The 19,457-nt window shown below is 69.8% G+C and carries 21 protein-coding genes; 11 read left to right on the top strand and 10 right to left on the bottom strand.

Annotation, left to right across the window (positions count from 1 at the left end; translation table 11 throughout):
• Positions 1 to 14 precede the first annotated feature (14 nt).
• A complete protein-coding gene (locus Q9G87_RS22340; protein WP_305918360.1) occupies positions 15 to 1,316 on the bottom strand; it encodes a DivIVA domain-containing protein in 1,302 nt (433 codons plus the stop codon).
• Between the two features lie 189 nt (positions 1,317 to 1,505).
• Entirely contained in the window at positions 1,506 to 1,931 is a 426-nt protein-coding gene (gene mce / locus Q9G87_RS22335; RefSeq protein WP_305918359.1) for a methylmalonyl-CoA epimerase, read from the bottom strand.
• A gap of 86 nt (positions 1,932 to 2,017) precedes the next feature.
• Here mce and Q9G87_RS22330 point away from each other — a divergent pair, with 86 nt between their 5' ends.
• The 4 genes from Q9G87_RS22330 to Q9G87_RS22315 all read left to right on the top strand — a co-directional run bounded on the left by Q9G87_RS22330 (position 2,018) and on the right by Q9G87_RS22315 (position 4,811).
• Entirely contained in the window at positions 2,018 to 3,205 is a 1,188-nt protein-coding gene (locus Q9G87_RS22330) for an acetyl-CoA C-acetyltransferase (protein ID WP_305918358.1), read from the top strand.
• Between the two features lie 88 nt (positions 3,206 to 3,293).
• A complete protein-coding gene (locus tag Q9G87_RS22325; RefSeq protein ID WP_305918357.1) occupies positions 3,294 to 3,722 on the top strand; it encodes a hypothetical protein in 429 nt (142 codons plus the stop codon).
• Entirely contained in the window at positions 3,716 to 3,946 is a 231-nt protein-coding gene (locus tag Q9G87_RS22320) for a helix-turn-helix transcriptional regulator (RefSeq protein WP_305918356.1), read from the top strand. Before Q9G87_RS22325 ends, Q9G87_RS22320 begins: the two co-directional genes overlap by 7 nt.
• Positions 3,947 to 4,124: 178 nt before the next feature.
• Positions 4,125 to 4,811 carry an NAD(P)-dependent alcohol dehydrogenase gene (locus Q9G87_RS22315; protein ID WP_305918355.1) on the top strand — a complete coding sequence of 229 codons (687 nt, stop codon included), beginning with the start codon at positions 4,125 to 4,127 and terminating at the stop codon, positions 4,809 to 4,811.
• Between the two features lie 152 nt (positions 4,812 to 4,963).
• On the opposite strand, the gene Q9G87_RS22310 is transcribed toward Q9G87_RS22315, so the two are convergent.
• The 3 genes from Q9G87_RS22310 to Q9G87_RS22300 form a co-directional block, all read right to left on the bottom strand.
• The gene (locus tag Q9G87_RS22310; protein WP_305918354.1) at positions 4,964 to 5,116 is read right to left on the bottom strand and encodes a hypothetical protein; all 153 of its coding nucleotides are present in this window, start codon (positions 5,114 to 5,116) and stop codon (positions 4,964 to 4,966) included.
• Positions 5,117 to 5,295: 179 nt separating this feature from the next.
• The gene (locus Q9G87_RS22305) at positions 5,296 to 5,967 is read right to left on the bottom strand and encodes a DUF4230 domain-containing protein (protein ID WP_305918353.1); all 672 of its coding nucleotides are present in this window, start codon (positions 5,965 to 5,967) and stop codon (positions 5,296 to 5,298) included.
• A 28-nt stretch (positions 5,968 to 5,995) separates the two neighbouring features.
• Positions 5,996 to 8,209 (bottom strand): hypothetical protein, encoded by a 2,214-nt coding sequence (locus Q9G87_RS22300; protein ID WP_305918352.1) that lies wholly within the window; start codon positions 8,207 to 8,209, stop codon positions 5,996 to 5,998.
• Positions 8,210 to 8,439: 230 nt separating this feature from the next.
• Between Q9G87_RS22300 and Q9G87_RS22295 the strand changes: the two genes are divergently transcribed.
• From Q9G87_RS22295 to Q9G87_RS22280, 4 genes are read left to right on the top strand one after another with little or no spacing between them, the layout of a single operon-like run.
• Positions 8,440 to 8,991, top strand: a complete 552-nt coding sequence (locus Q9G87_RS22295) for a MarR family winged helix-turn-helix transcriptional regulator (protein ID WP_305918351.1) — start codon at positions 8,440 to 8,442, stop codon at positions 8,989 to 8,991.
• Entirely contained in the window at positions 8,975 to 9,910 is a 936-nt protein-coding gene (locus tag Q9G87_RS22290) for a tetratricopeptide repeat protein (protein WP_305918350.1), read from the top strand. Before Q9G87_RS22295 ends, Q9G87_RS22290 begins: the two co-directional genes overlap by 17 nt.
• Positions 9,911 to 9,919: 9 nt before the next feature.
• A complete protein-coding gene (locus Q9G87_RS22285; RefSeq protein ID WP_305918349.1) occupies positions 9,920 to 10,549 on the top strand; it encodes a cytidylate kinase-like family protein in 630 nt (209 codons plus the stop codon).
• A 56-nt stretch (positions 10,550 to 10,605) separates the two neighbouring features.
• Positions 10,606 to 12,015, top strand: a complete 1,410-nt coding sequence (locus tag Q9G87_RS22280; RefSeq protein WP_305918348.1) for an NAD-dependent malic enzyme — start codon at positions 10,606 to 10,608, stop codon at positions 12,013 to 12,015.
• Positions 12,016 to 12,299: 284 nt separating this feature from the next.
• Here the strand turns inward: Q9G87_RS22280 and Q9G87_RS22275 are convergent, their stop codons facing one another.
• Positions 12,300 to 12,788, bottom strand: a complete 489-nt coding sequence (locus Q9G87_RS22275; RefSeq protein ID WP_305918347.1) for a hypothetical protein — start codon at positions 12,786 to 12,788, stop codon at positions 12,300 to 12,302.
• A gap of 325 nt (positions 12,789 to 13,113) precedes the next feature.
• Between Q9G87_RS22275 and Q9G87_RS22270 the strand changes: the two genes are divergently transcribed.
• On the top strand, positions 13,114 to 13,236 hold the full coding sequence (locus Q9G87_RS22270) for a hypothetical protein (RefSeq protein ID WP_305918346.1): 123 nt from the start codon (positions 13,114 to 13,116) through the stop codon (positions 13,234 to 13,236).
• A 110-nt stretch (positions 13,237 to 13,346) separates the two neighbouring features.
• Here Q9G87_RS22270 and Q9G87_RS22265 read toward each other — a convergent pair whose 3' ends face one another.
• From Q9G87_RS22265 to Q9G87_RS22255, 3 genes are all read right to left on the bottom strand, one after another.
• Complete coding sequence (locus tag Q9G87_RS22265; protein ID WP_305918345.1) at positions 13,347 to 14,912, bottom strand: glycerol-3-phosphate dehydrogenase/oxidase; 1,566 nt, start codon at positions 14,910 to 14,912, stop codon at positions 13,347 to 13,349.
• Between the two features lie 10 nt (positions 14,913 to 14,922).
• Positions 14,923 to 16,389 carry a glycerol kinase GlpK gene (gene glpK, locus Q9G87_RS22260; protein ID WP_305918344.1) on the bottom strand — a complete coding sequence of 489 codons (1,467 nt, stop codon included), beginning with the start codon at positions 16,387 to 16,389 and terminating at the stop codon, positions 14,923 to 14,925.
• 87 nt (positions 16,390 to 16,476) lie between these two features.
• Positions 16,477 to 17,226, bottom strand: coding sequence for an IclR family transcriptional regulator (locus Q9G87_RS22255; protein ID WP_305918343.1), 750 nt, complete (start codon positions 17,224 to 17,226; stop codon positions 16,477 to 16,479).
• 244 nt (positions 17,227 to 17,470) lie between these two features.
• Between Q9G87_RS22255 and Q9G87_RS22250 the strand changes: the two genes are divergently transcribed.
• Positions 17,471 to 18,082, top strand: coding sequence for a TetR/AcrR family transcriptional regulator (locus Q9G87_RS22250; RefSeq protein ID WP_305918342.1), 612 nt, complete (start codon positions 17,471 to 17,473; stop codon positions 18,080 to 18,082).
• Between the two features lie 117 nt (positions 18,083 to 18,199).
• A complete protein-coding gene (locus tag Q9G87_RS22245; protein WP_305918341.1) occupies positions 18,200 to 18,778 on the top strand; it encodes a YqgE/AlgH family protein in 579 nt (192 codons plus the stop codon).
• On the opposite strand, the gene Q9G87_RS22240 is transcribed toward Q9G87_RS22245, so the two are convergent.
• On the bottom strand, positions 18,775 to 19,395 hold the full coding sequence (locus Q9G87_RS22240; protein ID WP_305918340.1) for a TetR/AcrR family transcriptional regulator: 621 nt from the start codon (positions 19,393 to 19,395) through the stop codon (positions 18,775 to 18,777). The two genes, Q9G87_RS22245 and Q9G87_RS22240, sit on opposite strands and share 4 nt — an antisense overlap.
• Positions 19,396 to 19,457: the final 62 nt, after the last annotated feature.

Raw genomic sequence — 19,457 nt, 5'->3', positions numbered from 1 at the left:
CGTGAAGCGAGTGCCTACTCCTGCCACCACTCCGCGTCGTCCTCGGACCTGCCCTCGACCTTGGGAGCCGGCGCCGGCGCAGGGGCCGGTGCCTCGACCACGGGCGCGGGCGCGGGCGCGGCGATCGCGGGCTTCGGCGGGGCCGCCGCGACCGCGGGCTCGGGGTCCATGCCCGGCAGGGCGGCGCCACCGAGCAGCTGGCGCAGCTGGGCGAGGTGGCTGGTGATGCTGTCGCGCTGGCGGGTGAGCTCGTCGACCTGGCGCTGCATCGCCGTGCGGGTGCGGTCGGCCTCGGTCTTCGCCTCGGTGACGATCGTCTCGGCGCTCGACTTGGCGTCGGCCACGATGGTCTCGGCGCTCTTGCGGGCGTTGGCGACGAGCTGCTTGGCGTGCAGGTCGGCCTCGCGGCGCGTCTGCTCGGCCTGCTGGGTGGCCTTCGTGGCCCGCGACTCGGCCGTGGCGGCCCGCTGCTCGGCCTCGGCGACCAGCTTCTGTGTGTGGGCCTGGGCGGTGGCGTGGCGCTCGGCCTCCTGGCGCTCGGCCTCCTCCCGGCGGGCGGCGAGCTGGATCTCGAACTCCGCCTCGTCCTGCGCCCGCTTGGCCTCCGACTCCTCCAGCACCCGCTGAGCCTGGGCGCGCATCTCGTCGGCCTGCCGCTTGGCGGTGGTCAGGACCTCGTCGCGCTCGCGCTTGGTGGACGCGCGCAGCTGGGCGACCTCGCGCTCGGTGGTCGTGCGGAGCTTGGCGATCTCCCGCTCGGCGTCGGCCCGCTTCTCCGCCACCTCGTGGTCGGCCGTGGCCCGCAGCTTGGCGGCCTCGCGCTCGGTGGTGTTGGTCAGCTCGTCGGCCTCCCGGCGGGCGGTCGAGCGGATCTCCTCGGCGTCCCGGTCGGCGGCAGTGCGCATCTCGTCGGTCTCGCGTGTGGCCTGGGCGCGCTTCTCGGCAGCCTCGGCCTCGGCGGCGGCACGCAGGTCGGCGGCCTCGACCTTGGCGGCGGCCTTGATCTCGTTGGCCTCGGACCTGGCGGCCTGCACCAGCTCCGTGGCCTGCTCCTCGGCCAGGCGGAGCAGCTGCTCGATGCGGGCGCCGAGACCGGAGTAGGTCGGGCGCTCCTGCTCCTGCAGCTGACGCTGGGAGTCGGACAGATCGCGCTGCAGGCTGGAGAGCTGCTCGCGGGCCTGGCGCAGCTCTTGGTCGAGAGTCTTGAGATGATCGTGGACCTGATGCCGGTCGTAACCACGAAGCACCACGTCGAACTCGCGGGCTGGGGCGTCTTCGAAGAAATTATTGAGCTGGGCGTCGATGTCGGACTGCATGGAGGCTCGATCCTGGGTTGTCGAGACGGCTACACGGGCCGGACGGGGGGTTCGGGGCATCCGAGCCAGGAACCTGTGCCTCGCGGCAGGCTCCATGTCCGGGAAGGTCAAGCGTACTCCGCTGGTGCTGCCTGCGAAGCCCCGTCCAACTTTCTGCGTGACTAGTTACATATGAACGTTTTTCTGCGCTTACGGGTGGTTGGCGGCCTGGACCAACTCCGTCAGCATTCCCCCCACATCCTTGGGATGCAGGAAGGCGATCTGCGAGCCCATCGACCCGTGCCGGGGACGCTCGTCCAGCAGCCTCACACCCTTCTCGTGGATCTTATCCATGGTTTCCGTGACGTCACGTACACCGAAAGCAACGTGATGGACTCCCTCGCCCCGCTTGGCGAGGAATTTTCCCACAGGGGAGTCTTCGGAGAGAGGCTCTAGAAGCTGAATGTAGGAGCCCCCGCCTTCGCCGTCGGCGATGTGCAGCATGGCCTCCTTCACTCCTTGCTCCTCGTTGACCTCCCTGGCCACCACGGTGAGCTCGAAGGTCTCGGAGAAGAACGCGATCTTCTCCTCCAGGTCGCGGCAGGCGATCCCGATGTGGTCGATCCGCATGAACATGTGTGGCCCGCCTCCATAGCCAGCGTCATTCTCCTCGTGGGTATCGTGTCAAAGAAGCCGACGCGCGAGCACAGGAGGCCGTTGTCATGTCCAGGTCCGTCATCATCGCCGGAGCGCGCACGCCCGTCGGCAAGCTGCTCGGCGCGCTGTCCGGCCAGTCGGCCGTCGAGCTGGGCGGCATCGCCATCAAGGCCGCCCTGGAGCGGGCCGGAGTGGCGCCGGAGGCCGTCGAGTACGTCATCATGGGCCAGGTCCTGCAGGCCGGCGCCGGCCAGATCCCCTCTCGCCAGGCCGCCGTCAAAGCCGGCATCCCGATGACCGTGCCCTCGATCACGATCAACAAGGTCTGCCTGTCCGGCCTGGACGCGATCGCCCTGGCCGACCAGCTCATCCGCGCGGGCGAGTTCGACATCGTGGTGGCCGGCGGCATGGAGTCCATGACCAACGCCCCCCACCTGCTGCCCGGGCTGCGCAAGGGCGTCAAGTACGGCGGCGCCGAGGTGATCGACTCGATGGCTCACGACGGCCTGTTCTGCGCGTTCGACCAGTGCGCGATGGGGGAGTCGACTGAGCGCTACAACGCCAGGCTCGGCATCGGCCGCGAGGAGCAGGACGCCCTGTCGGCCCGTTCCCATCAGCTTGCCGCCGCCGCGATCAAGAACGGTCTCTTCGACGACGAGATCGTCCCGGTGGAGATCCCGCAGCGGCGCGGGGAGCCCGTGGTCGTCAAGGAAGACGAGGGCGTACGCGGGGACACCACGGTCGAGACGCTCGCCAAGCTCCGCCCGGCCTTCGCCGCCGACGGCACGATCACGGCGGGCTCGGCCTCCCAGATCTCCGATGGCGCCTGTGCCGTGGTCGTCATGTCCAAGTCGAAGGCCGAGGAGCTCGGCCTGGAGTGGCTGGCGGAGATCGGCAGGCACGGCAACGTGGCAGGCCCGGACGCCTCCCTCCAGTCCCAGCCGGCCAACGCCATCAAGCAGGCCATGGCCAAGCAGGGCGTGACGGCGGAGGACCTCGACCTGATCGAGATCAACGAGGCGTTCGCGAGCGTGGTCCTGCAGTCGGCCAAGGAGCTGGGCGTGCCGCTGGAGAAGGTCAACGTCAACGGCGGCGGCATCGCCCTGGGTCATCCGATCGGCGCGTCGGGCGCGCGGATCGTGCTGACGCTGGCGTACGAGCTGAAGCGCCGGGGCGGCGGCCTGGGCGCGGCGGGTCTGTGCGGCGGCGGCGGCCAGGGCGACGCCCTCCTCATCACCGTCCCCAAGTCCTGAGGCACCGAGTTCGGCGTCCAGCACGTGCGCGACCTTGCGGATGTAAAAAATTCTAGACATCGTGTCCGTGTTGCTTTACATTGCAAGCATGGCATCCGAAGAGAGACGCGCGTGGGTCATGCTGGTGGTCTCGGTCTGCGGCTACGGGGCTTACCTCGCGATCATTCTGGGCCGGGCGCGCACCACCCCCCTCACCGAAGTGCCCTATGTGGCCCCGTTGTTGTGGAGCATCGGCGGCGCGATGGTGGCGTCGATCCTGCTGGTCATCGTGGTGAGCATGGTCGCGCCCAGTGACGTCGGCAAGAAGGACCAGCGCGACCGGGAGATCAACCGGTACGGGGAGTACGCCGGCCAGTCGTTCCTTGTCGCTGGCGGCATCGCGGCGCTCGTGATGGCGATGGCCGAGTGGGACCACTTCTGGATCGCCAACACGCTCTACCTGGCGTTCGTCCTGCAGGCCGTGCTCGGCTCGATCGTCAAGATCGTCGCCTACCGGCGGGGGATCCCGTCATGGTGAAGCCCACGAAGGTCACGAACTCGATCCGTGCGCTGCGGTTCGCGCACGGCGAGATGACGCAGGCGGAGCTGGCCGATCGGGTCGGGGTGACCAGGCAGACCATCATCGCCATCGAGCAGGGCCGCTACTCGCCGTCCCTGGAGATGGCCTTCCAGATCGCGCACGTGTTCGGCGTACCGCTCGACGACGTGTTCCAGTATCCGAACGCTGAACTGGAGAAATGAACATGAAGGCCGTCATCCGCGACACATGCGGCCCGGCCGACGTCCTCCGGCTCGGGGAAGTGGAGAAGCCGGCGCCCGGCGATGACGAGGTGGTGTTACGCGTCCACGCGGCCGGCGTCGACATGGGCGTCTGGCACCTCATGGAGGGCGTGCCGTACCTCATGCGCCCCGCGCCCGGGTGTTCGGCACGTGTGACGGCGCCTTCGCCGAATTCGTCCGCACCCCGCAGGACAGGCTTGCGCCGATTCCGCAGAACCTGACGTTCGAGCAGGCCGCGGCGCTGCCGACGTCCGGAACGACCGCGCTGATGGCGCTGCGCGACGCCGGGAAGGTGCGGCCGGGGCAGCAGGTCCTGGTCATCGGGGCAGGCGGCGGCGTGGGGACGTTCGCGGTGCAGCTGGCCAAGGCCTTCGGCGCGGAGGTCACCGGCGTGTGCAGCACATCCAAGGTGGAGCTCGTCCGGTCGATCGGCGCGGACCACGTCGTGGACTACACGGTGGAGGACTTCACGGACGGTGAGCTCCGCTATGACCTCATCGTCGACACGGCGGGCAACCGTTCGCTGTCCCACTTGCGACGGGCGCTGACCCCGCGCGGCACGTTCGTCATCGTCGGCGGGGAGGAGGGCGGTCGATGGCTGGCCGGGATGGACCGGCAGCTCCGTATGGTCCTGCTGGGCCCGTTCACCCGCCGGTGGCCGCTGGTCGTCTTCGCCTTCCCCAAGCCGGAGCTGGTCGAGACGCTGGCGGAGCAGGGCAAGATCACGCCGGTGGTGGACAAGACGTTCCCGCTGAGCGAGGTGTCTGAGGCAGTCCGCGAGCTCGCGAGGGGCCACGCGCGAGGCAAGCTGGTCATCACCGTGTGACGGTGCTCTGGAGTCTGAACAGCGCGATGCCCCGGTCCGACCAGGAATGGACCGGGGCCCCGTAACGCGTGCTCGACGTCGTCGAGCGCCCCCTTACGGGGGTTGTTCAGCCCGGCCGCGAGGGAGGATGCGGCCGGGCTGCTTGTGGGCGGTCATGAGGCGAGGAGCTTGCCGAAGACCGAGCGGTGACGACGCTCGGACCGCGGGCCCTTCATGGCCTCCTGGACGCGCCGGTGCTCGGCGGCCGCCCGGCGAAGTTCGGAGGCGCGGTGCTGCATGATCGTGTATTCGAGTTCGGGGTTCATCCGAGTGCTCCTGTGTTGTGTGCGTTGCCTTTCGTCTGCACTCTTAAAACTCCTCCTAAGGCCCTCACCGGCACATCGGGCGTATGCCCTATCTCCGGACGTAAGAGCGCTAGGGAGGTACTTAGACGCGCGCACAGTGGCCTAAGGCGGCCGTGAGAGCGGCCTAGGGGTGGCCCGTCCTAGGGCTCGTCGGTGAACTTGACCGTGACCTTCGTGAAGCCGAGTGACTTGAGCAGGCCCGAGAGCATCGCCTTGGTGTTGGTGTCGGCCCTCGTCCGCAGGTCGCTCGCCACTGCGGCCTCGGAGATCTTCTTCTCGGCGAGCAGGTAAAGTTCGCGCTGGTCTCCGGGGGAGCCTGACAGGAAGTCCTGGACGCGGTCGAACAGGCCACGCTGCTGCGCGAACACGTACGAGCGGCTGTTGTCCAGGTTGGGCTTCTCCAGCTGGGCGCGCGGGAGCCGTACGGTCGCCTCGGTGCGGTCCGGCGAGACCGTCACCGCGTTCGTCGCCATCGCGGAGAAGTCCACGTACGCGTCGACGCCGCCCGCCCCGACGAACAACGTCCGGGTGCCCTTGATCGCGTCGGGCAGGAAGTTCGCGTCCTTCTCCAGGTCCACGACCACCTGGAAGTTCCCCGTCGCGGCCTCGAACCGGCTCAGATCTTTGATCGACTGCAGCAGCACCGGCTGGCTGCGGTCGATGGTCTGCTCGCCCATCGGGTTGAGCCAGGTCCAGGCCAGGCGGCCGGCCACCACGAGCAGAACCGCCAGGACCAGGAATCCGGCCACATATCGCCACCTGCGGCGCCGCCCGGGAATGACCTCGGGCGACGTCGTACGGGAAGTCGTCATGTCCGCATGACTACCCGCTGGCCGATCATCAGTGCCAGCCGTTTGGTGACATCTCCGATTCCGCCACGACGGCGGGTCCCCACCCGGCCCCGGACATGCCGGGCGCCCACCCGGCCTCGAACGCCGTCCACGATCCGCCGGCCTGCGATCCGCCGGCCTGCGATGCGCCGGCCTGTGATGCGCTGGCCTGTGATGCGCTGGCCTGTGATGCGCTGGCCTGTGATGCGCCGGTGTGTGATGCGCCGGTGTGTGATGTGCCGGTGTGTGATGTGCCGGTGTGCAATGCGCTGGCCTGTGATGCGCCGGTGTGTGATGCGCCGGTGTGTGATGCGCCGGTGTGTGATGCGCCGGTGTGTGATGCGCCGGTGTGCAATGCGCTGGCCTGTGATGCGCCGGTGTGCGATGCGCCGGCCTGTGATGCGCCGGTCTGCGCGCCGCCGGTCTGCCACCTGCGGCCCTGCCACCCACCGGCCGGCCCGCTCAGCACCCGACCGCCATCATCAGGCCCGCCGTGCGGGTCGCCGCCCTGTCCGTTGTGCGGGCCGCCCTGTCCGGTGTGCGGGCCGCCCTGCCGGCCGTGCGGGCTGCCACTCTGTCCGGTGTGCGGGCCACCGGACTGTCCGGTGTGCGGGCTGCCGCCTTGCCCGCGTGACGTGCCGCCCTGCCCGCCGTGTGGCCCGACGCCGTGTGACGGGCTCGATGCCCACCCGGCGGTCGGCGCGCCCGGTGTCGCCCATCCGGCCGCCACGGGCGTGACGCCGAGCGACGTGGACGGACCGGACGGCCGCGCCGTGCCGCCGGTCGCGGTGACCTGCTCAGGCGCCGGCCCGCCGTACGGCTGGCCGGGCGCCCATGGGGAGGAGGAGTGGGGCGGCGCCCACCTCACCGCGGTGCCGGGGCCGGGCACCATGCGCTCCACCACCGTGCCCTCGGGGTCCGGATACACCGGATACACGTGGGTGGACTCCGGCACCGGCTGCATCGACGACGGCGACGCGACCTGGGGCCGCGCCGGCCCGCCGCCGAAGTGCGTGCTCGACAGCCCGCAGTTCTGGAAGTCGCTGTAGAACATCCGCAGCCACTCCCGCCTCTGGTGCTCGCTCAGCCACGAGAACCACGACGCCGCGTATTGGTGCTCCGGCAGCGGCCCTCCGGGCAGCGGTTCCCCGCGCAACCAGGCCATCACGATCTCCCGGTAGCCGTTCGCCACGGTCCCCGGGCACTTGGCGGCCAGCGACTCGATGTACTCGTACGCCGCCTCCTCCGCGAACCCCGTGGAAAGATCGGGCACGTGGATCGGCGCGAGCCCGCTGGACGGCTTCAGCGCGTCGTCCAGCGGCCGCTGCTCCACCCGCGTGAACGCCGCCGGCGTTCCGGCCAGCCGCGAGGCGATCTGCGTGAACGCCGCCCCCAGCTCCGTCAGCCCCGCCCGCATCCCCGGATGCACGCACACCGTGATCGGCCACTCCTGGCAGCTGTACGCGATGTCCTCCGCCGCGGCCGGCTTGGTCTGCGTCAGCACGCGCGACACGCCCATCCCCGCCGCGAGCACCGCCAGCAGCGCGCACGCCAGCACCAGCGCCTGCCTGGTCACCAGCGCCGCCCAGCCGAGCAGCAGCGCCGCCGTGATGCCCAGCAGCCAGATCGTCTGGTCGAAGAACGGCGCCCCGCTCAGTCCCTGGAACAGGTCGTACGGCTCCCCGGTGCCGGGCGCCAGCTTGTCGGCCCAGCCCCGGTCGTCGGCCAGCCACGAGAACGCGCCGTAGCAGCCGAGCCCGGCCAGCGGCGGCGTGAACGTCCTGGGCAGCACCCAGCCGGCCACCCACCCGATCACCGAGTACAACGCCAGCCCCGCCATGCCCATGCCCAGCCCCGACAGGCTCAGCCGCCCCGCCTGGTCGGTCAGCACCGTCTTGATCGCCAGCACCAGCACGGTAGCCCCGAACGACCCCAGCACCACCACCACGATCGCCAGCGGCGCCTTCAGCGCTCGCCACGTCGTGAGGGGGCGGCCGCGCAAGGCCCGGCGCTTGCGCAACGCCACCCACGCGGCGAACGCCGCGGCCACGGGCCCGGTCAACCGGAGCGAGCCGATCACGGCGGCCACGATGTTCTCCCACGCGTCCACGCCTGGAATGAGGACGTTCCACGCCGCGACCAAGCCGACAGCCAGGAGCACGGCAACCGTCACGGCCGCGCTCTGCTTCAGCTCCTCTCGCGAAACGCCCGCGTGCTCACGCACCCGTTGTCCCGTTGCACTTCATCAAGCAACCCCCCGTGCCCCTCGGCAAGGCGGAAACGATCAGTCCGGCCGGTCCCCACAGGCTGATGAACTTGGTTTCCGCGTCACCATACGTACGAGCACCATAACTGAGCGTGATGATTGACGTCCGGATTCTTGGTCAACGGGGGAGGCCTGTCGCTCCAGGTAGTCGGACGAAACCGGGACGACCGGCGCGCTACCGTAGCGTTGTGTCACAGCCGAAGCCGCTCAACCTGCCGTTCGATCCCATCGACCGCGCTGCGGAGAGTTGGCGCGCGCACTTCGGGCCCTCCGCCGCCATGGCGGCCGTGACGTCGATCATGAGAGCGCATCAGATCCTGCTGTCGCAACTTGACTCGCTGCTGAAGCCTTATGACCTGACGTTCGCCCGATACGAGGCGCTGGTCCTGTTGACGTTCAGCAGGACAGGCGCGCTCCCGCTGTCGAAGATCGGCGAACGGCTCATGGTCCACCCCACCAGCGTGACGAACACCGTGGACAGGCTGGAGAAATCCGGATTCGTCTGCCGCCTGCCCAACCCTCGGGACGGACGCGGCGTGCTGGCCGAGATCACCGCCGCGGGCAGGGACGTCGTACGGCGGGCCACCCGTGACCTGATGGCCGCCGAATTCGGCCTCGGCATGTACGCCGAGAACGAACTCCACCAGATGTTCGACCAGTTGCGTACGCTCAGGGTCGCGGCGGGTGACTTCGCAGGCCCATCCATGCGGCAAGATGAAGAGCATGGCGGACTTCTCTAGGCCCGGGTCGCTCTACGGAGCGATAGATCTGGGCGCGCGCAAGCAGGCACTGGAGGCGCAGGCCCGGCGGGAGGCGACAGGTCCCCAGACGGGTGCGGCGGCCTCGATCGTCGACGTGACCGAGGAGACGTTCACGACCGACGTCATCGACCGGTCCATGAGGTTGCCGGTCGTCCTCGACCTCTGGTCTCCCAGGGCGCCCGGCAGCGCCCAGCTGAGCCCGGTGCTGGAGAAGGTCGTCGGCGACCTGGCCGGCCGGGCCGTGCTGGCCAGGGTCAACGTGGACGCCAGCCCGCAGATCGCCCAGGCGCTGCGGGTGCAGGCCGTGCCGACCGTGCTGGCCATCTTTCAGGGGCAGGCCGTGACCGGCTTCCAGCAGGTGCTGCCCGAGCAGGAGGTGCGCCGCTGGCTCGACGAGCTGATGGGTGCGGTCGAGCAGTTCTACGAGGCCAACCCCGGCGCCCGGCCGCCCGCGGCCGAAGAGCAGGAGGCGCCGGAGGGCCCGCCCACCGATCCCGACCTGGCCGCCGCCGAGCAGGCGATCGAGAGCGGCGACCTGGACGCGGCGGCGGCGGCCTACCAGCGGCTGCTGGCCCGCGTGCCCGGCGACGAGGACGCCAAGATGGGCCTGGCCGGCGTCAGCCTGATCAAGCGCACGGAGGCCGCCGACCCCGCCGACGTCCAGCGGCGCCTGCAGGACCCCGCCGACCTCGACGCGCAGCTGCTCGCCGCCGACTTCGAGATGTTGTCGGGCTCGGTGGACGAGGCGTTCGAGCGTGTCATCGCCGTGGTCAAGCGCACGTCGGGCGACGAGCGGGACAAGGCGAGGCGTCATTTGCTCGGCCTGTTCGACGCGTTGCCCGCCGACGACCCATCTTTGGCGAAAGCACGTAGAGCTTTGGCGAGCGCTCTGTTCTAACCTGGGGATATGCGGGTCGTCACCATATCGGCGACATACGGCACGGCCGGGAGCCAGATCGGCCCGGCCGTGGCCGAGCGCCTCGGCGTGCCTTTCGTCGACCGGGCCATTCCCAGTGCCGTCGCCCAGGAGCTCGGCTGCACGCTGGAGGAGGCGCTCGCGCACGACGACCGGGCCGAGCACGGCCTCGGCAGGCTCCTGTCCGGGGCGATGCGGCTACCGACGGTCACCTTCGGCGGCGTGGACATGTATGTTCCGGGCGTGATGCCGCTCGCGCCCGAGGAGTTCGTGCGCCGTACCGAGCGCATGATGAGGGAGACCGCCCGCACGCAGGGCGGCGTCTTCCTGGGCCGGGCCGGCGCCGTGGTCCTTGCCGAGCACCCCGGTGCGCTGCACGTCAGGCTCGACGCCCCGGTCAAACGCAGGATCCGGCAGACGGCCACGCTGGGCGAGGTCAGCGAGCGCGAGGCGCGCCGGACCATCGAGGACAACGACCGGGCCAGAATGGCCTATTGGCGCCACTTCTACCGCACGGATCCAGCGGACGCGTGTCAATATCATCTGGTCGTGGACAGCACCACGATCCCCGTTCCGACCTGCGTCGACCTGATCGTCACCGCTGCCGAGGCATTGGATTGACCTAACTCCCCCTAACATGGGAGGACTTCTTGGTCAGTCCCGAAGGAGCGATTGACGTGGCGACCGTCCCGAGTGTGTCCTACTCCATCACCGTGCGGCTCGAGGTGCCCGCAGGCGGCAAGGCCGTCAGCCAGCTCACCCATGCCGTAGAGACCGCCGGGGGCGTGGTGACCGCCCTCGACGTCACCACCGCCGGCCACGAGAAGCTCCGCATCGACGTGACCTGCGCCGCCAGGGACACCGACCACGCCCAGGCCATCGTCGACCAGCTCGAGGCCGTCGAGGGCGTGGTCATTCACAAGGTGTCCGACCGCACGTTCCTCATGCACCTCGGCGGCAAGATCGAGATGGTGTCGAAGGTGCCGCTGCGTAACCGCGACGAGCTGTCGATGGCCTACACGCCGGGCGTGGCACGCGTGTCGATGGCGATCGCGCGCAACAAGGAGGACGCGCGGCGTCTGACCATCAAGCGCAACACCGTGGCCGTCGTCACGGACGGCTCGGCCGTTCTGGGGCTGGGCAACATCGGGCCTGAGGCGGCGCTGCCGGTCATGGAGGGCAAGGCGGCACTGTTCAAGCGGTTCGCGGGCATCGACGCCTGGCCGATCTGTCTGGACACGCAGGACGTGGACGAGATCGTCAGGACCGTCCAGGTGATCGCGCCCGGGTTCGGCGGCATCAACCTGGAGGACATCGGCGCGCCGCGCTGCTTCGAGGTGGAGCGGCGGCTGCGCGAGCTGCTCGACATCCCCGTCTTCCACGACGACCAGCACGGGACCGCGATCTGCGTGCTGGCGGCGCTGACCAACGCGCTGCGTGTCGTCAACAAGAGCCTCGAGGGTGTCAAGATCACCATGGCCGGCGCGGGCGCGGCCGGAAACGCCGTGCTGCGGCTGCTGCTGGCGGCGGGGGCGCGCAACGTGATCGTGTGCGACTACCTGGGCGCCGTGCACAAGGGGCGCGACGACCTCGACGAGTCGCTGCGCTGGATCGCCGAGCACACCAACGCCGAGGGATACGCGGGGGACCTGCGGGGGGCGGTCAAGGGGGCCGATGTGTTCGTCGGGGTGTCCGCGCCGGGGATCCTCACCGGGGACGACATCGCGACGATGGCCGACGACGCGGTGGTGTTCGCGCTGGCCAACCCGGAGCCCGAGGTGTCGCCCGACGACGCGCGCGAGCACGCGGCCGTGGTGGCGACCGGGCGGTCCGACTACCCCAACCAGATCAACAACGTGCTGGCCTTCCCCGGTGTGTTCCGTGGGCTGCTGGACGCGCAGGCCGGTGGGGTGACACAGGAGATGCTGCTGGCGGCGGCCGGTGCGCTGGCCGCGGTCGTCACGCCCGAGGAGCTGGGGCCCAACTACATCGTCCCCAGCGTGTTCCACCCGGATGTCGCGGGCGCGGTCGCGGCGGCCGTGCGTGAATCCGCCGGCGGCCGCGTGCGCGGCTTCACCGAGGCATAGAGATTTTCTTTTACGCGGTGCCGTGGTTGGCCACTCGCCATACGTCGGCTGCCGGAGCGGCGAGCCTGGGGCGGAGAGCGGCAGCTTGCGTGACCAGCGGAGCCCCGTGCGAGCGCGACCATGAGCAGGGCCCTCCAGGAAACGGCCTCTGACCCTTCACAAGTCGCCCGCCGTTACGCGAGCCCGAGGTTGACCAGGGTCCGTGGTTCAACCTTGGGCGCCGCACGCCTTTGTCCGCGTGGGGGCGTGGCAGGCGTGAGGGTGTGCTCGGGTGTGGGTGGCTGTCAGGAGGGCGCGTCGGCTCGGTGGGCGATGGCGGGCATGAGACGGTAGCTTTCCTGGAAGACCAGGTTGTGGGCGTCGCCGGCGGCGATCACCCGGAGCGTGTCGATCTGCGCCTGGGCGTCCGCGGTATCGAAGATATTCATCGGCCAGTCACCGACGGTGTTGCCCCGTAGGTGCGGGTGGTGGAATCCGGCGCCGTAGTGGGCGACGACCGCGATGGGCTGGACGTGGCAGGCGCGCTGTTCGGGCCACGTCAGCGACCACATGGCGTTGAGCCCGCCCTCCTTCGATCGGGTGACCCCGCTGGCCACCACCTCGCCCGTGCCGAGCAGCAGGTCGGCGTTGAGCTCCTCCAGCGCCGTCTTCGCCACCGGGTCGAGCAGTTCGATCGCCGTGACGAACAGGCTCTCTTTGTCCTCCCGCGAGATGGCCTGGCCGTGGCTGCCGTCGCGCAGGTCGCGGAAGTGGCGGATCAGGGCTTCGTTCATGGGAGTACACATGCCTACCCCCTTCCCCGCGTATGGGTCAGGAGTCGTGCTCTCGCTGTTCCAGGCGGATGCGCACGAGCAGCTCTCATCGGCTGGGACCGGCCGCGAACAATTTGACGGTCCGTAGCGTCACACAAGCAGTGGGTGACAACCATGGCGTCACCCGAGGGAAGGGGAGCGGATGAGTGGCAGTTGGGGTCAACGCCGGTTCGAGGATTTCCTTAAGGAGTGGGCGCAAGACGATGCGGACCGGCACCGCCGCGAGAGACGTGAGAGGAGCAGCGGGAAGGCGGCGAGTAACCGTGGGCCGAAGGGCGCCTTCATCGTGATGGTGCTGATCCTCGGCGGGCTGCTGGTGACCGCGTCCCTCGGTCAGTCCCCAGCAGAGCTGTGGGACTGGGCGTGGACCACGGCCGAGCGACTCATCGATGCCTGGCTGGACGGCTAACAACGCATCCCCCGGGTCTCACAGCCCGCCCCCGCGCAGGTCCCCCGATCTCACCGCCCAGCCCCCCGGCGCGGGTATGCATCGCCTCCTCCGGCAGCAGGGGTGCGACTCTAGGGCTTCAGTGCCTGTCCGAGCAGCTGCGCGATCTTGGTGCGTACCTCGGGTGTGTCGAGGCCGCGTACGGTGAGCGTCGTGCGGCGGCGTACGACGTCGTCCACCGTGGCCGCCCACTCGTGGTCGCGCGCGAAGACCGCTTGGGCCCAGATGTCGGGCCCGTCCGGGTGGATGCGCTCGCCCAGCGCGGGTGTCTCGCGGATGAGCCTGACCAGGTCGAACGCGATCGACCCGTAGTGCGAGGCCAGGTGTCTGGCCACCAGCGGATCCATGCGGCCCCCCCGCTCCCGGTCCGTCCACAGCCGCATCGCGACCGCGTCCGGGCTGGCCAGCCCGGGCAGCGGCACGGCGGGCAGGATGTCGGCCAGGTCGTCGCCCAGCGGTCGCCCCGGCAGGTGGGCGAGCGTGTCGAGCACGTGCCTGCCGATGTGCCGGTAAGTCGTCCACTTGCCGCCCGCGACCGAGAGCATGCCGCCCTTGCCCCTGCTCAGCACGGTCTCCCGCTTGGCCGACGCCACCTGGCCAGGGCCGCCGGGGAGCACGCGCAGCCCCGCGAAGGCATAGGTGATGTCCTCGCGCTTGAGCTGCTCCTCGCGTACGGAATGCCCGGCCTCGTCGAGGATCTGCGCGATGTCGGCCTCGGTGGGGCGCACCTCGGCGGGGTCGCCCTCGTAGGCCTCGTCGGTCGTGCCGAGCAGCAGATGGTCCTCCCACGGGATGGCGAACGACACGCGGTATTTGTCGATCGGCGTGGTCAGCGCGGCCTTCCACGGCTCGTGGCGGCGCAGGACCAGATGCGCGCCCTTGGAGAGCCGGATGCTCGGGGCCGCGTCCGGGTCCTCCATCCGCCGCAGGTGGTCCACCCACGGCCCGGTGGCGTTCAGGACGAGCCGCGCGGACACCCCGAACTCGGTGCCGTCGAGCCGGTCGCGCAACTCGGCGCCGGTCACGGTGCCGCCGGTCTTACGCAGGTCCACGACCTCCGCGTGGTTGAGCACGATCGCGCCGGCGTCCACCGCGGCCCGCACGGTCATGACCGCCACCCGGCTGTCGTTCATCTGGTGGTCGCCGTAGACGGCGGCGGCCCGCAGGCCCTCGGTGCGCAGCGCGGGCACCTTGGAGACCGCCTGCTGCGGCGTGATCACCTTGCCCATGCCGTCGCCGAACACCGACAGCGCCGAGTAGAGGAACACCCCCGCGCCCAGCTTGGCGGCCCCGTGCGGCCCGCCCTTGTAGATGGGCACCAGGAACGTCAGCGGCTTGACCAGGTGGGGCGCGATGTCGGCGGCCAGGGCACGCCGCTCGCGGTGGTTTTCCGCGACCAGCCGGACGTTGCCGGTCTGCAGGTAACGCAGGCCGCCGTGGACGAGTTTGGAGGAGGCGCTGGAGGTGGCGCCTGCGAAGTCGCCCGCGTCCACCATCGCCACACGGAGCCCGGCCTGGGCCGCCATCCAGGTCACCGACGTGCCCAGGATGCCGCCCCCGATCACGAGCAGGTCGAAGGTGGCGCTGGACAGTTCCTCGCGGATCCGCGCGCGCTCGGTCCCCATCGCGATCATCATCGCCATACTCCTACTGCTCCACCCAGTCGAGGGTGCGGGCCACGGCCTTTTTCCAGTTGCGGTATTCCCGATCGCGGCCGGCCTCGTCGATCGCCGGTCGCCACTCGGCGGCCTTGTGCCAGTTGGCGCGCAGGCTGTCGATGTCCGGCCAGTAGCCGGTCGCGAGGCCCGCCGCGTAGGCGGCGCCCAGCGCGGTGGTCTCGGACACCATGGGCCGGATCACCGGCACCGCCAGCACGTCCGCGAGCGTCTGCATGAGCAGGTTGTTGGCGGTCATGCCGCCGTCGGCGCGCAGCGACGTCAGGTCCAGGCCCGAGTCGCCGTTCATCGCGTCCACGACCTCGCGGGTCTGCCAGGCGGTGGCCTCCAGCACGGCCCGCGCGATATGCCCCTTGGTGACGAACCCCGTCAGCCCGGCGATCACGCCGCGCGCGTCCGAGCGCCAGTGCGGCGCGAACAACCCCGAGAACGCCGGCACGAAATAGCAGCCACCGTTGTCGTCCACCGTCTTGGCCAGCGTCTCGATCTCGGCGGCGCTGGAGATCAGGCCGAGGTTGTCACGCAGCCACTGCACGAGGGAGCCGGTGACCGCGATCGCGCCCTCCAACGCGTAGGTGGCCGGGGTGTCGCCGATCTGGTAGCCGACCGTGGTCAGCAGGCCGTGCTTGGAGACGACCGGCTCATGGCCGGTGTTCATCAGCAGGAAGCTGCCGGAGCCATAGGTGCTCTTGGTCTCGCCGGGCGCGAAGCAGGTCTGTCCGAACAACGCCGCCTGCTGGTCGCCGAGCGCCGAGGCCACCGGGAAGCCGCCCGGCGTGCGGCCGTAGACCTCGGCGGACGGGCGGATCTCCGGCAACATCGCGCGTGGCACCCCCAGCGCGGCCAGGAGCTCGTCGTCCCAGGCCAGCGTGTGGATGTTCATCAGCATCGTACGGCTGGCGTTGGTGACGTCGGTGAGGTGGCGGCCGGTGAGGTTCCACAGCAGCCAGCTGTCCATCGTGCCGAACAGCACCTCGCCGCGCTCGGCCCGCTCCCGCAGTCCTGGGTGCTCGTCGAGCAGCCAGCGGATCTTCGGACCGGAGAAGTAGGTCGCCAGCGGCAGCCCGGCCTTCTCCTTGAACAGCTGCTCGTGCGCGGCCAGCGCATGGGTCAGCGGCGCCGTGCGCGTGTCCTGCCAGACGATGGCCGGGCACACCGGCTGCCCCGTCGCCCGGTCCCACAACACGGTGGTCTCGCGCTGGTTGGTGATGCCGAGCGCGGCGATCTGGCCGTCCAGGCCGCCGACGGCCTCCTCCAGCACCCCTTGCACGGCCTGCCAGATCTCGGCCGCGTCGTGCTCCACCCAGCCGGGCTTGGGGAAGATCTGGCGGTGCTCGCGCTGGGCGACGGAGATGATGTTGCCGGCCTGGTCGAAGACGATGCAGCGGCTGGACGTGGTGCCCTGGTCGATGGCGGCTACGTAATGCGGTCGAGGCACTGGCGGTTCCTCGCAGGTTCGGGTTCGACAATGTCGAACGACAGGAGAAATATTATTCGGTCGCCCGGGGGCGTTCAACTGTTTTGCTCAGCGGGTGAGATCGCGCGTGATCGCGCGGGCCGCGTCGCGGACGTATGAGACGTAGTCCATGTGCAAGCCCCCCTCCGGCGCCAGCCGCTCGACCGCGCCGCGGATGCCGATGGCGCCCACCACGATGCCGCGCGAGTCCTTGATGGGCGCGGCGATGGCCACCTCGCCCTCGGTCAGCTCCTCCATCTCGGCCGCCCAGCCGCGCGTCCTGATCAGCTCCAGCTCCGTCTCCAGGAGGCCGGGATCGACGATGGTCTTCTTGGTGTGCGGCTGCAGCGGCGGTGCGAAGGCCTCGCCGTACGGGTCGTAGGCGAGCAGGACCTTGCCCAGCGCGCTGGCGTGGGTCGGTAGATATGTGCCCACCTGCAGAGTCTGCATGCTGTCGTCGGGCCGGAACACGTGATGAATCACCAGGACGTGGCCCTCGTGCAGGGTGCCGATCCAGGCGCTCTCCCTGCTCCGTCCGGCCAGCGCGTCGGCCCAGTTGATGGCTCGGGTGCGCAGCTCGTTGACGTCGAGGTAGCTGCTGCCCAGATGCAGCAGCGTGGCCCCGAGGCGGTATTTCCCCGTGGTCTGGTCCTGCTCGACGAAGCCGACACGGACCAGCGTGCGCAGGATGCCGTGCAGCGTGCCCTTCGGCAGGCCCAGCGCTCTGGCCAGCTCGGCCACCCCGAGCTGACGGGGACCGGAGGCGAGCAGCCGCAGGATCGCGGCGGCCCGTTCGACCGACTGAATCGTCTCTCCCACAACCGGCACACTAGCGCAGTGCGGTTCGGTATTGCCGAACGAGTCATTCGCCCCTATTTTTCCGGCCGCTCGGCCCTAGAATTGCGCCGGCGGCAAACGCTTCCTTCGAGCCACAGCGCGCAGACAGCCCCGCGAACGACGCGGCCGGCGGCGAAAGCTCAGGAACAGCCCACGCCGCCCACGCATTGCAGCTAACGGGATAGCCGTCCCGTTAGTTGGGCATGCCGTCCAACGAGGAGACTTGATGGAACAACTTTCCCGCTCGGCGGGAACCGTGCGGCCAGGCGGCCGCACTGCGCGCGTGCGCGCTGCCGTGCTCGAGGCCACCCAGGACGAGCTGGTGGAGCACGGCTTCCACGGCCTCACCATGGATCAGGTGGCGGCCAGGGCGGGCGTCGGAAAGACGACGGTCTACCGGCGATGGGGGAGTCCGGCGGGCCTGGTCACCGATCTCATGATCGAGCTGGCCGACCAGTCCACGCCGCACGCCGACACCGGCTCGGTCGAGACCGACCTGCGGGCCAACGCCCTCGCCGTGTGCGAGGCGGTCAACGACGGGCGGCTCGGGGCCACGTTCCAGGCGATGATCGCTGCTGCCACCAGCGACCCCCAGGCGGCCGGCGCCTTGCGGACCTTCTATCTGCGCCGGATCGAAGAATGGGCCGGCGCAGTGGAGTTGGCGGTCCGGCGGGGCGAGCTCCCCAGGGGGACCGACGCCATGGAGGTGATCCGGGCGGTCTCGGCCCCGCTCTACTACCGCCTGGTCGTCACGCGGGAGCCGGTGACCCCGGAGGTCGCCGAACGGTCGGTCCAGCGGACGCTGGCCGCCGCCCGGGCCGGGGCGTTCATCGGATAGGGGCCGGACGAGACATCGACGGCCGCCGCCCCAACCTCAAGTGGCCAATTGACCGCGTACGGTAACATGAGCGCACTGGGGCAGCGCGAACCCCCTTCGACCCTTCATGATGGATGTATGGCGGAAGCGATCTACGTCGGCGGTTTGTTGGTGGCGACCCCGCTTCTCGACGACCCCAACTTTCGGCGTAGCGTCGTGCTGGTCCTCGAACACGACCATGACGGCGGCACTCTGGGTGTGGTGCTCAACAGGCCGAGCGACATCTCGGTGACCCAGGTCCTCCCCGTGTGGGACCCGCTGGTCACCGGGCCGCCGGTGCTCTTCGAGGGCGGGCCCGTGCAGACCGACAGCGCGTTGGCGCTGGCGGCGGTCCCGAGCGGGGAAGAGCCGCTCGGCTGGCGCAGGCTGCACGCGGGCACCCCGGCCGTCTCCCGGCTCGGCACGGTGGACCTGGACGCCCCGCCCGAGATCCTGCAGGGCGAGATCGCGCAGATGCGCATCTTCGCCGGCTATGCGGGCTGGTCCACGGGTCAGCTGGAGAGCGAGATCGCCGAGGGTGCTTGGTACGTCGTCGACTCCGAGGCCGGCGACACCTTCCACGCCGATCCCGGCTCGCTCTGGCGGCACGTGCTGCGCAGGCAGCCCGGCGAGCTGGCCTTCGTGGCCACGTGCCCGGACGACCCCACGATGAACTAGCCGGGCCGTTGAAGGTCCCAGCCCGGCTGGAGCGAGCGCTCGGCCAGCTCGATCGTCTCGCCCATGCGGCCGGTGATCTCCGACAACGTCCCTACGCGGCGCGGGCACTCGAACCCCACACGCAAGGTGGACATGGCGAACGCCACGATCAGGTGGGACAGCTGGTCGGTGTCGGGATCGGCGCCCCGGCGCGCCGCCACCAGCTCCGCCAGACGCCGCTCGGTCTGTGCGCCCCTGGCCACCGACTGGCCGATCAGGCGCGGATTGTCGTCCAGGATCCGGCGTAGTTTCAGGAACCTCGCGGACTCGTCCGGCGTTGAGCCCTGCATGTCGCTCAGCACCGCGCGCAGCGCGTGCATGAGGGCGTTGAACGGGGGCTCGTCCTGAGGGCGGGACTCCAGGGTCTCCAGCATGATCTCCTCACCTTGGTCGTGGAACCACAGCACCAGGTGATCTTTGCTGGTGAAGTAACGGAAGAAGGTGCGGGGGGAGACGTCGACGACCCCCGCGATCTGCTCCACCGTGGTCGACTCGTATCCTTGTTCGAGGAATAGGTCGAGCGCGGCGTCCAAGATCGCCAGGCGTGTCTTCTCCTTCTTGCGTTCTCGAAGACCCACAGCAGTCACTCCCTCGAAACCTTTCTGTCACAGTGTGCCATACGTCATCGGCCGCCGATTAA

The organism is Nonomuraea turcica, from assembly GCF_030718205.1.
In the GTDB taxonomy this organism is placed as follows: domain Bacteria; phylum Actinomycetota; class Actinomycetes; order Streptosporangiales; family Streptosporangiaceae; genus Nonomuraea.
This window is presented reverse-complemented; position numbering and strand designations above follow the sequence as displayed.

What these genes read in the sequence shown, in the direction of transcription:
- Q9G87_RS22330 (WP_305918358.1), top strand. Translation starts at nt 2,018, where the DNA reads ATGTCCAGGTCCGTCATCATCGCCGGAGCGCGCACGCCCGTCGGCAAG.
- Q9G87_RS22245 (WP_305918341.1), top strand. Translation starts at nt 18,200, where the DNA reads ATGGCGGAAGCGATCTACGTCGGCGGTTTGTTGGTGGCGACCCCGCTT.
- Q9G87_RS22290 (WP_305918350.1), top strand. Translation starts at nt 8,975, where the DNA reads ATGGCGGACTTCTCTAGGCCCGGGTCGCTCTACGGAGCGATAGATCTG.
- Q9G87_RS22310 (WP_305918354.1), bottom strand. Translation starts at nt 5,116, where the DNA reads ATGAACCCCGAACTCGAATACACGATCATGCAGCACCGCGCCTCCGAA.
- Q9G87_RS22320 (WP_305918356.1), top strand. Translation starts at nt 3,716, where the DNA reads ATGGTGAAGCCCACGAAGGTCACGAACTCGATCCGTGCGCTGCGGTTC.
- Q9G87_RS22285 (WP_305918349.1), top strand. Translation starts at nt 9,920, where the DNA reads ATGCGGGTCGTCACCATATCGGCGACATACGGCACGGCCGGGAGCCAG.
- Q9G87_RS22275 (WP_305918347.1), bottom strand. Translation starts at nt 12,788, where the DNA reads ATGAACGAAGCCCTGATCCGCCACTTCCGCGACCTGCGCGACGGCAGC.
- mce (WP_305918359.1), bottom strand. Translation starts at nt 1,931, where the DNA reads ATGTTCATGCGGATCGACCACATCGGGATCGCCTGCCGCGACCTGGAG.
- Q9G87_RS22265 (WP_305918345.1), bottom strand. Translation starts at nt 14,912, where the DNA reads ATGATGATCGCGATGGGGACCGAGCGCGCGCGGATCCGCGAGGAACTG.
- Q9G87_RS22325 (WP_305918357.1), top strand. Translation starts at nt 3,294, where the DNA reads ATGGCATCCGAAGAGAGACGCGCGTGGGTCATGCTGGTGGTCTCGGTC.
- Q9G87_RS22340 (WP_305918360.1), bottom strand. Translation starts at nt 1,316, where the DNA reads ATGCAGTCCGACATCGACGCCCAGCTCAATAATTTCTTCGAAGACGCC.
- Q9G87_RS22305 (WP_305918353.1), bottom strand. Translation starts at nt 5,967, where the DNA reads ATGACGACTTCCCGTACGACGTCGCCCGAGGTCATTCCCGGGCGGCGC.
- Q9G87_RS22250 (WP_305918342.1), top strand. Translation starts at nt 17,471, where the DNA reads ATGGAACAACTTTCCCGCTCGGCGGGAACCGTGCGGCCAGGCGGCCGC.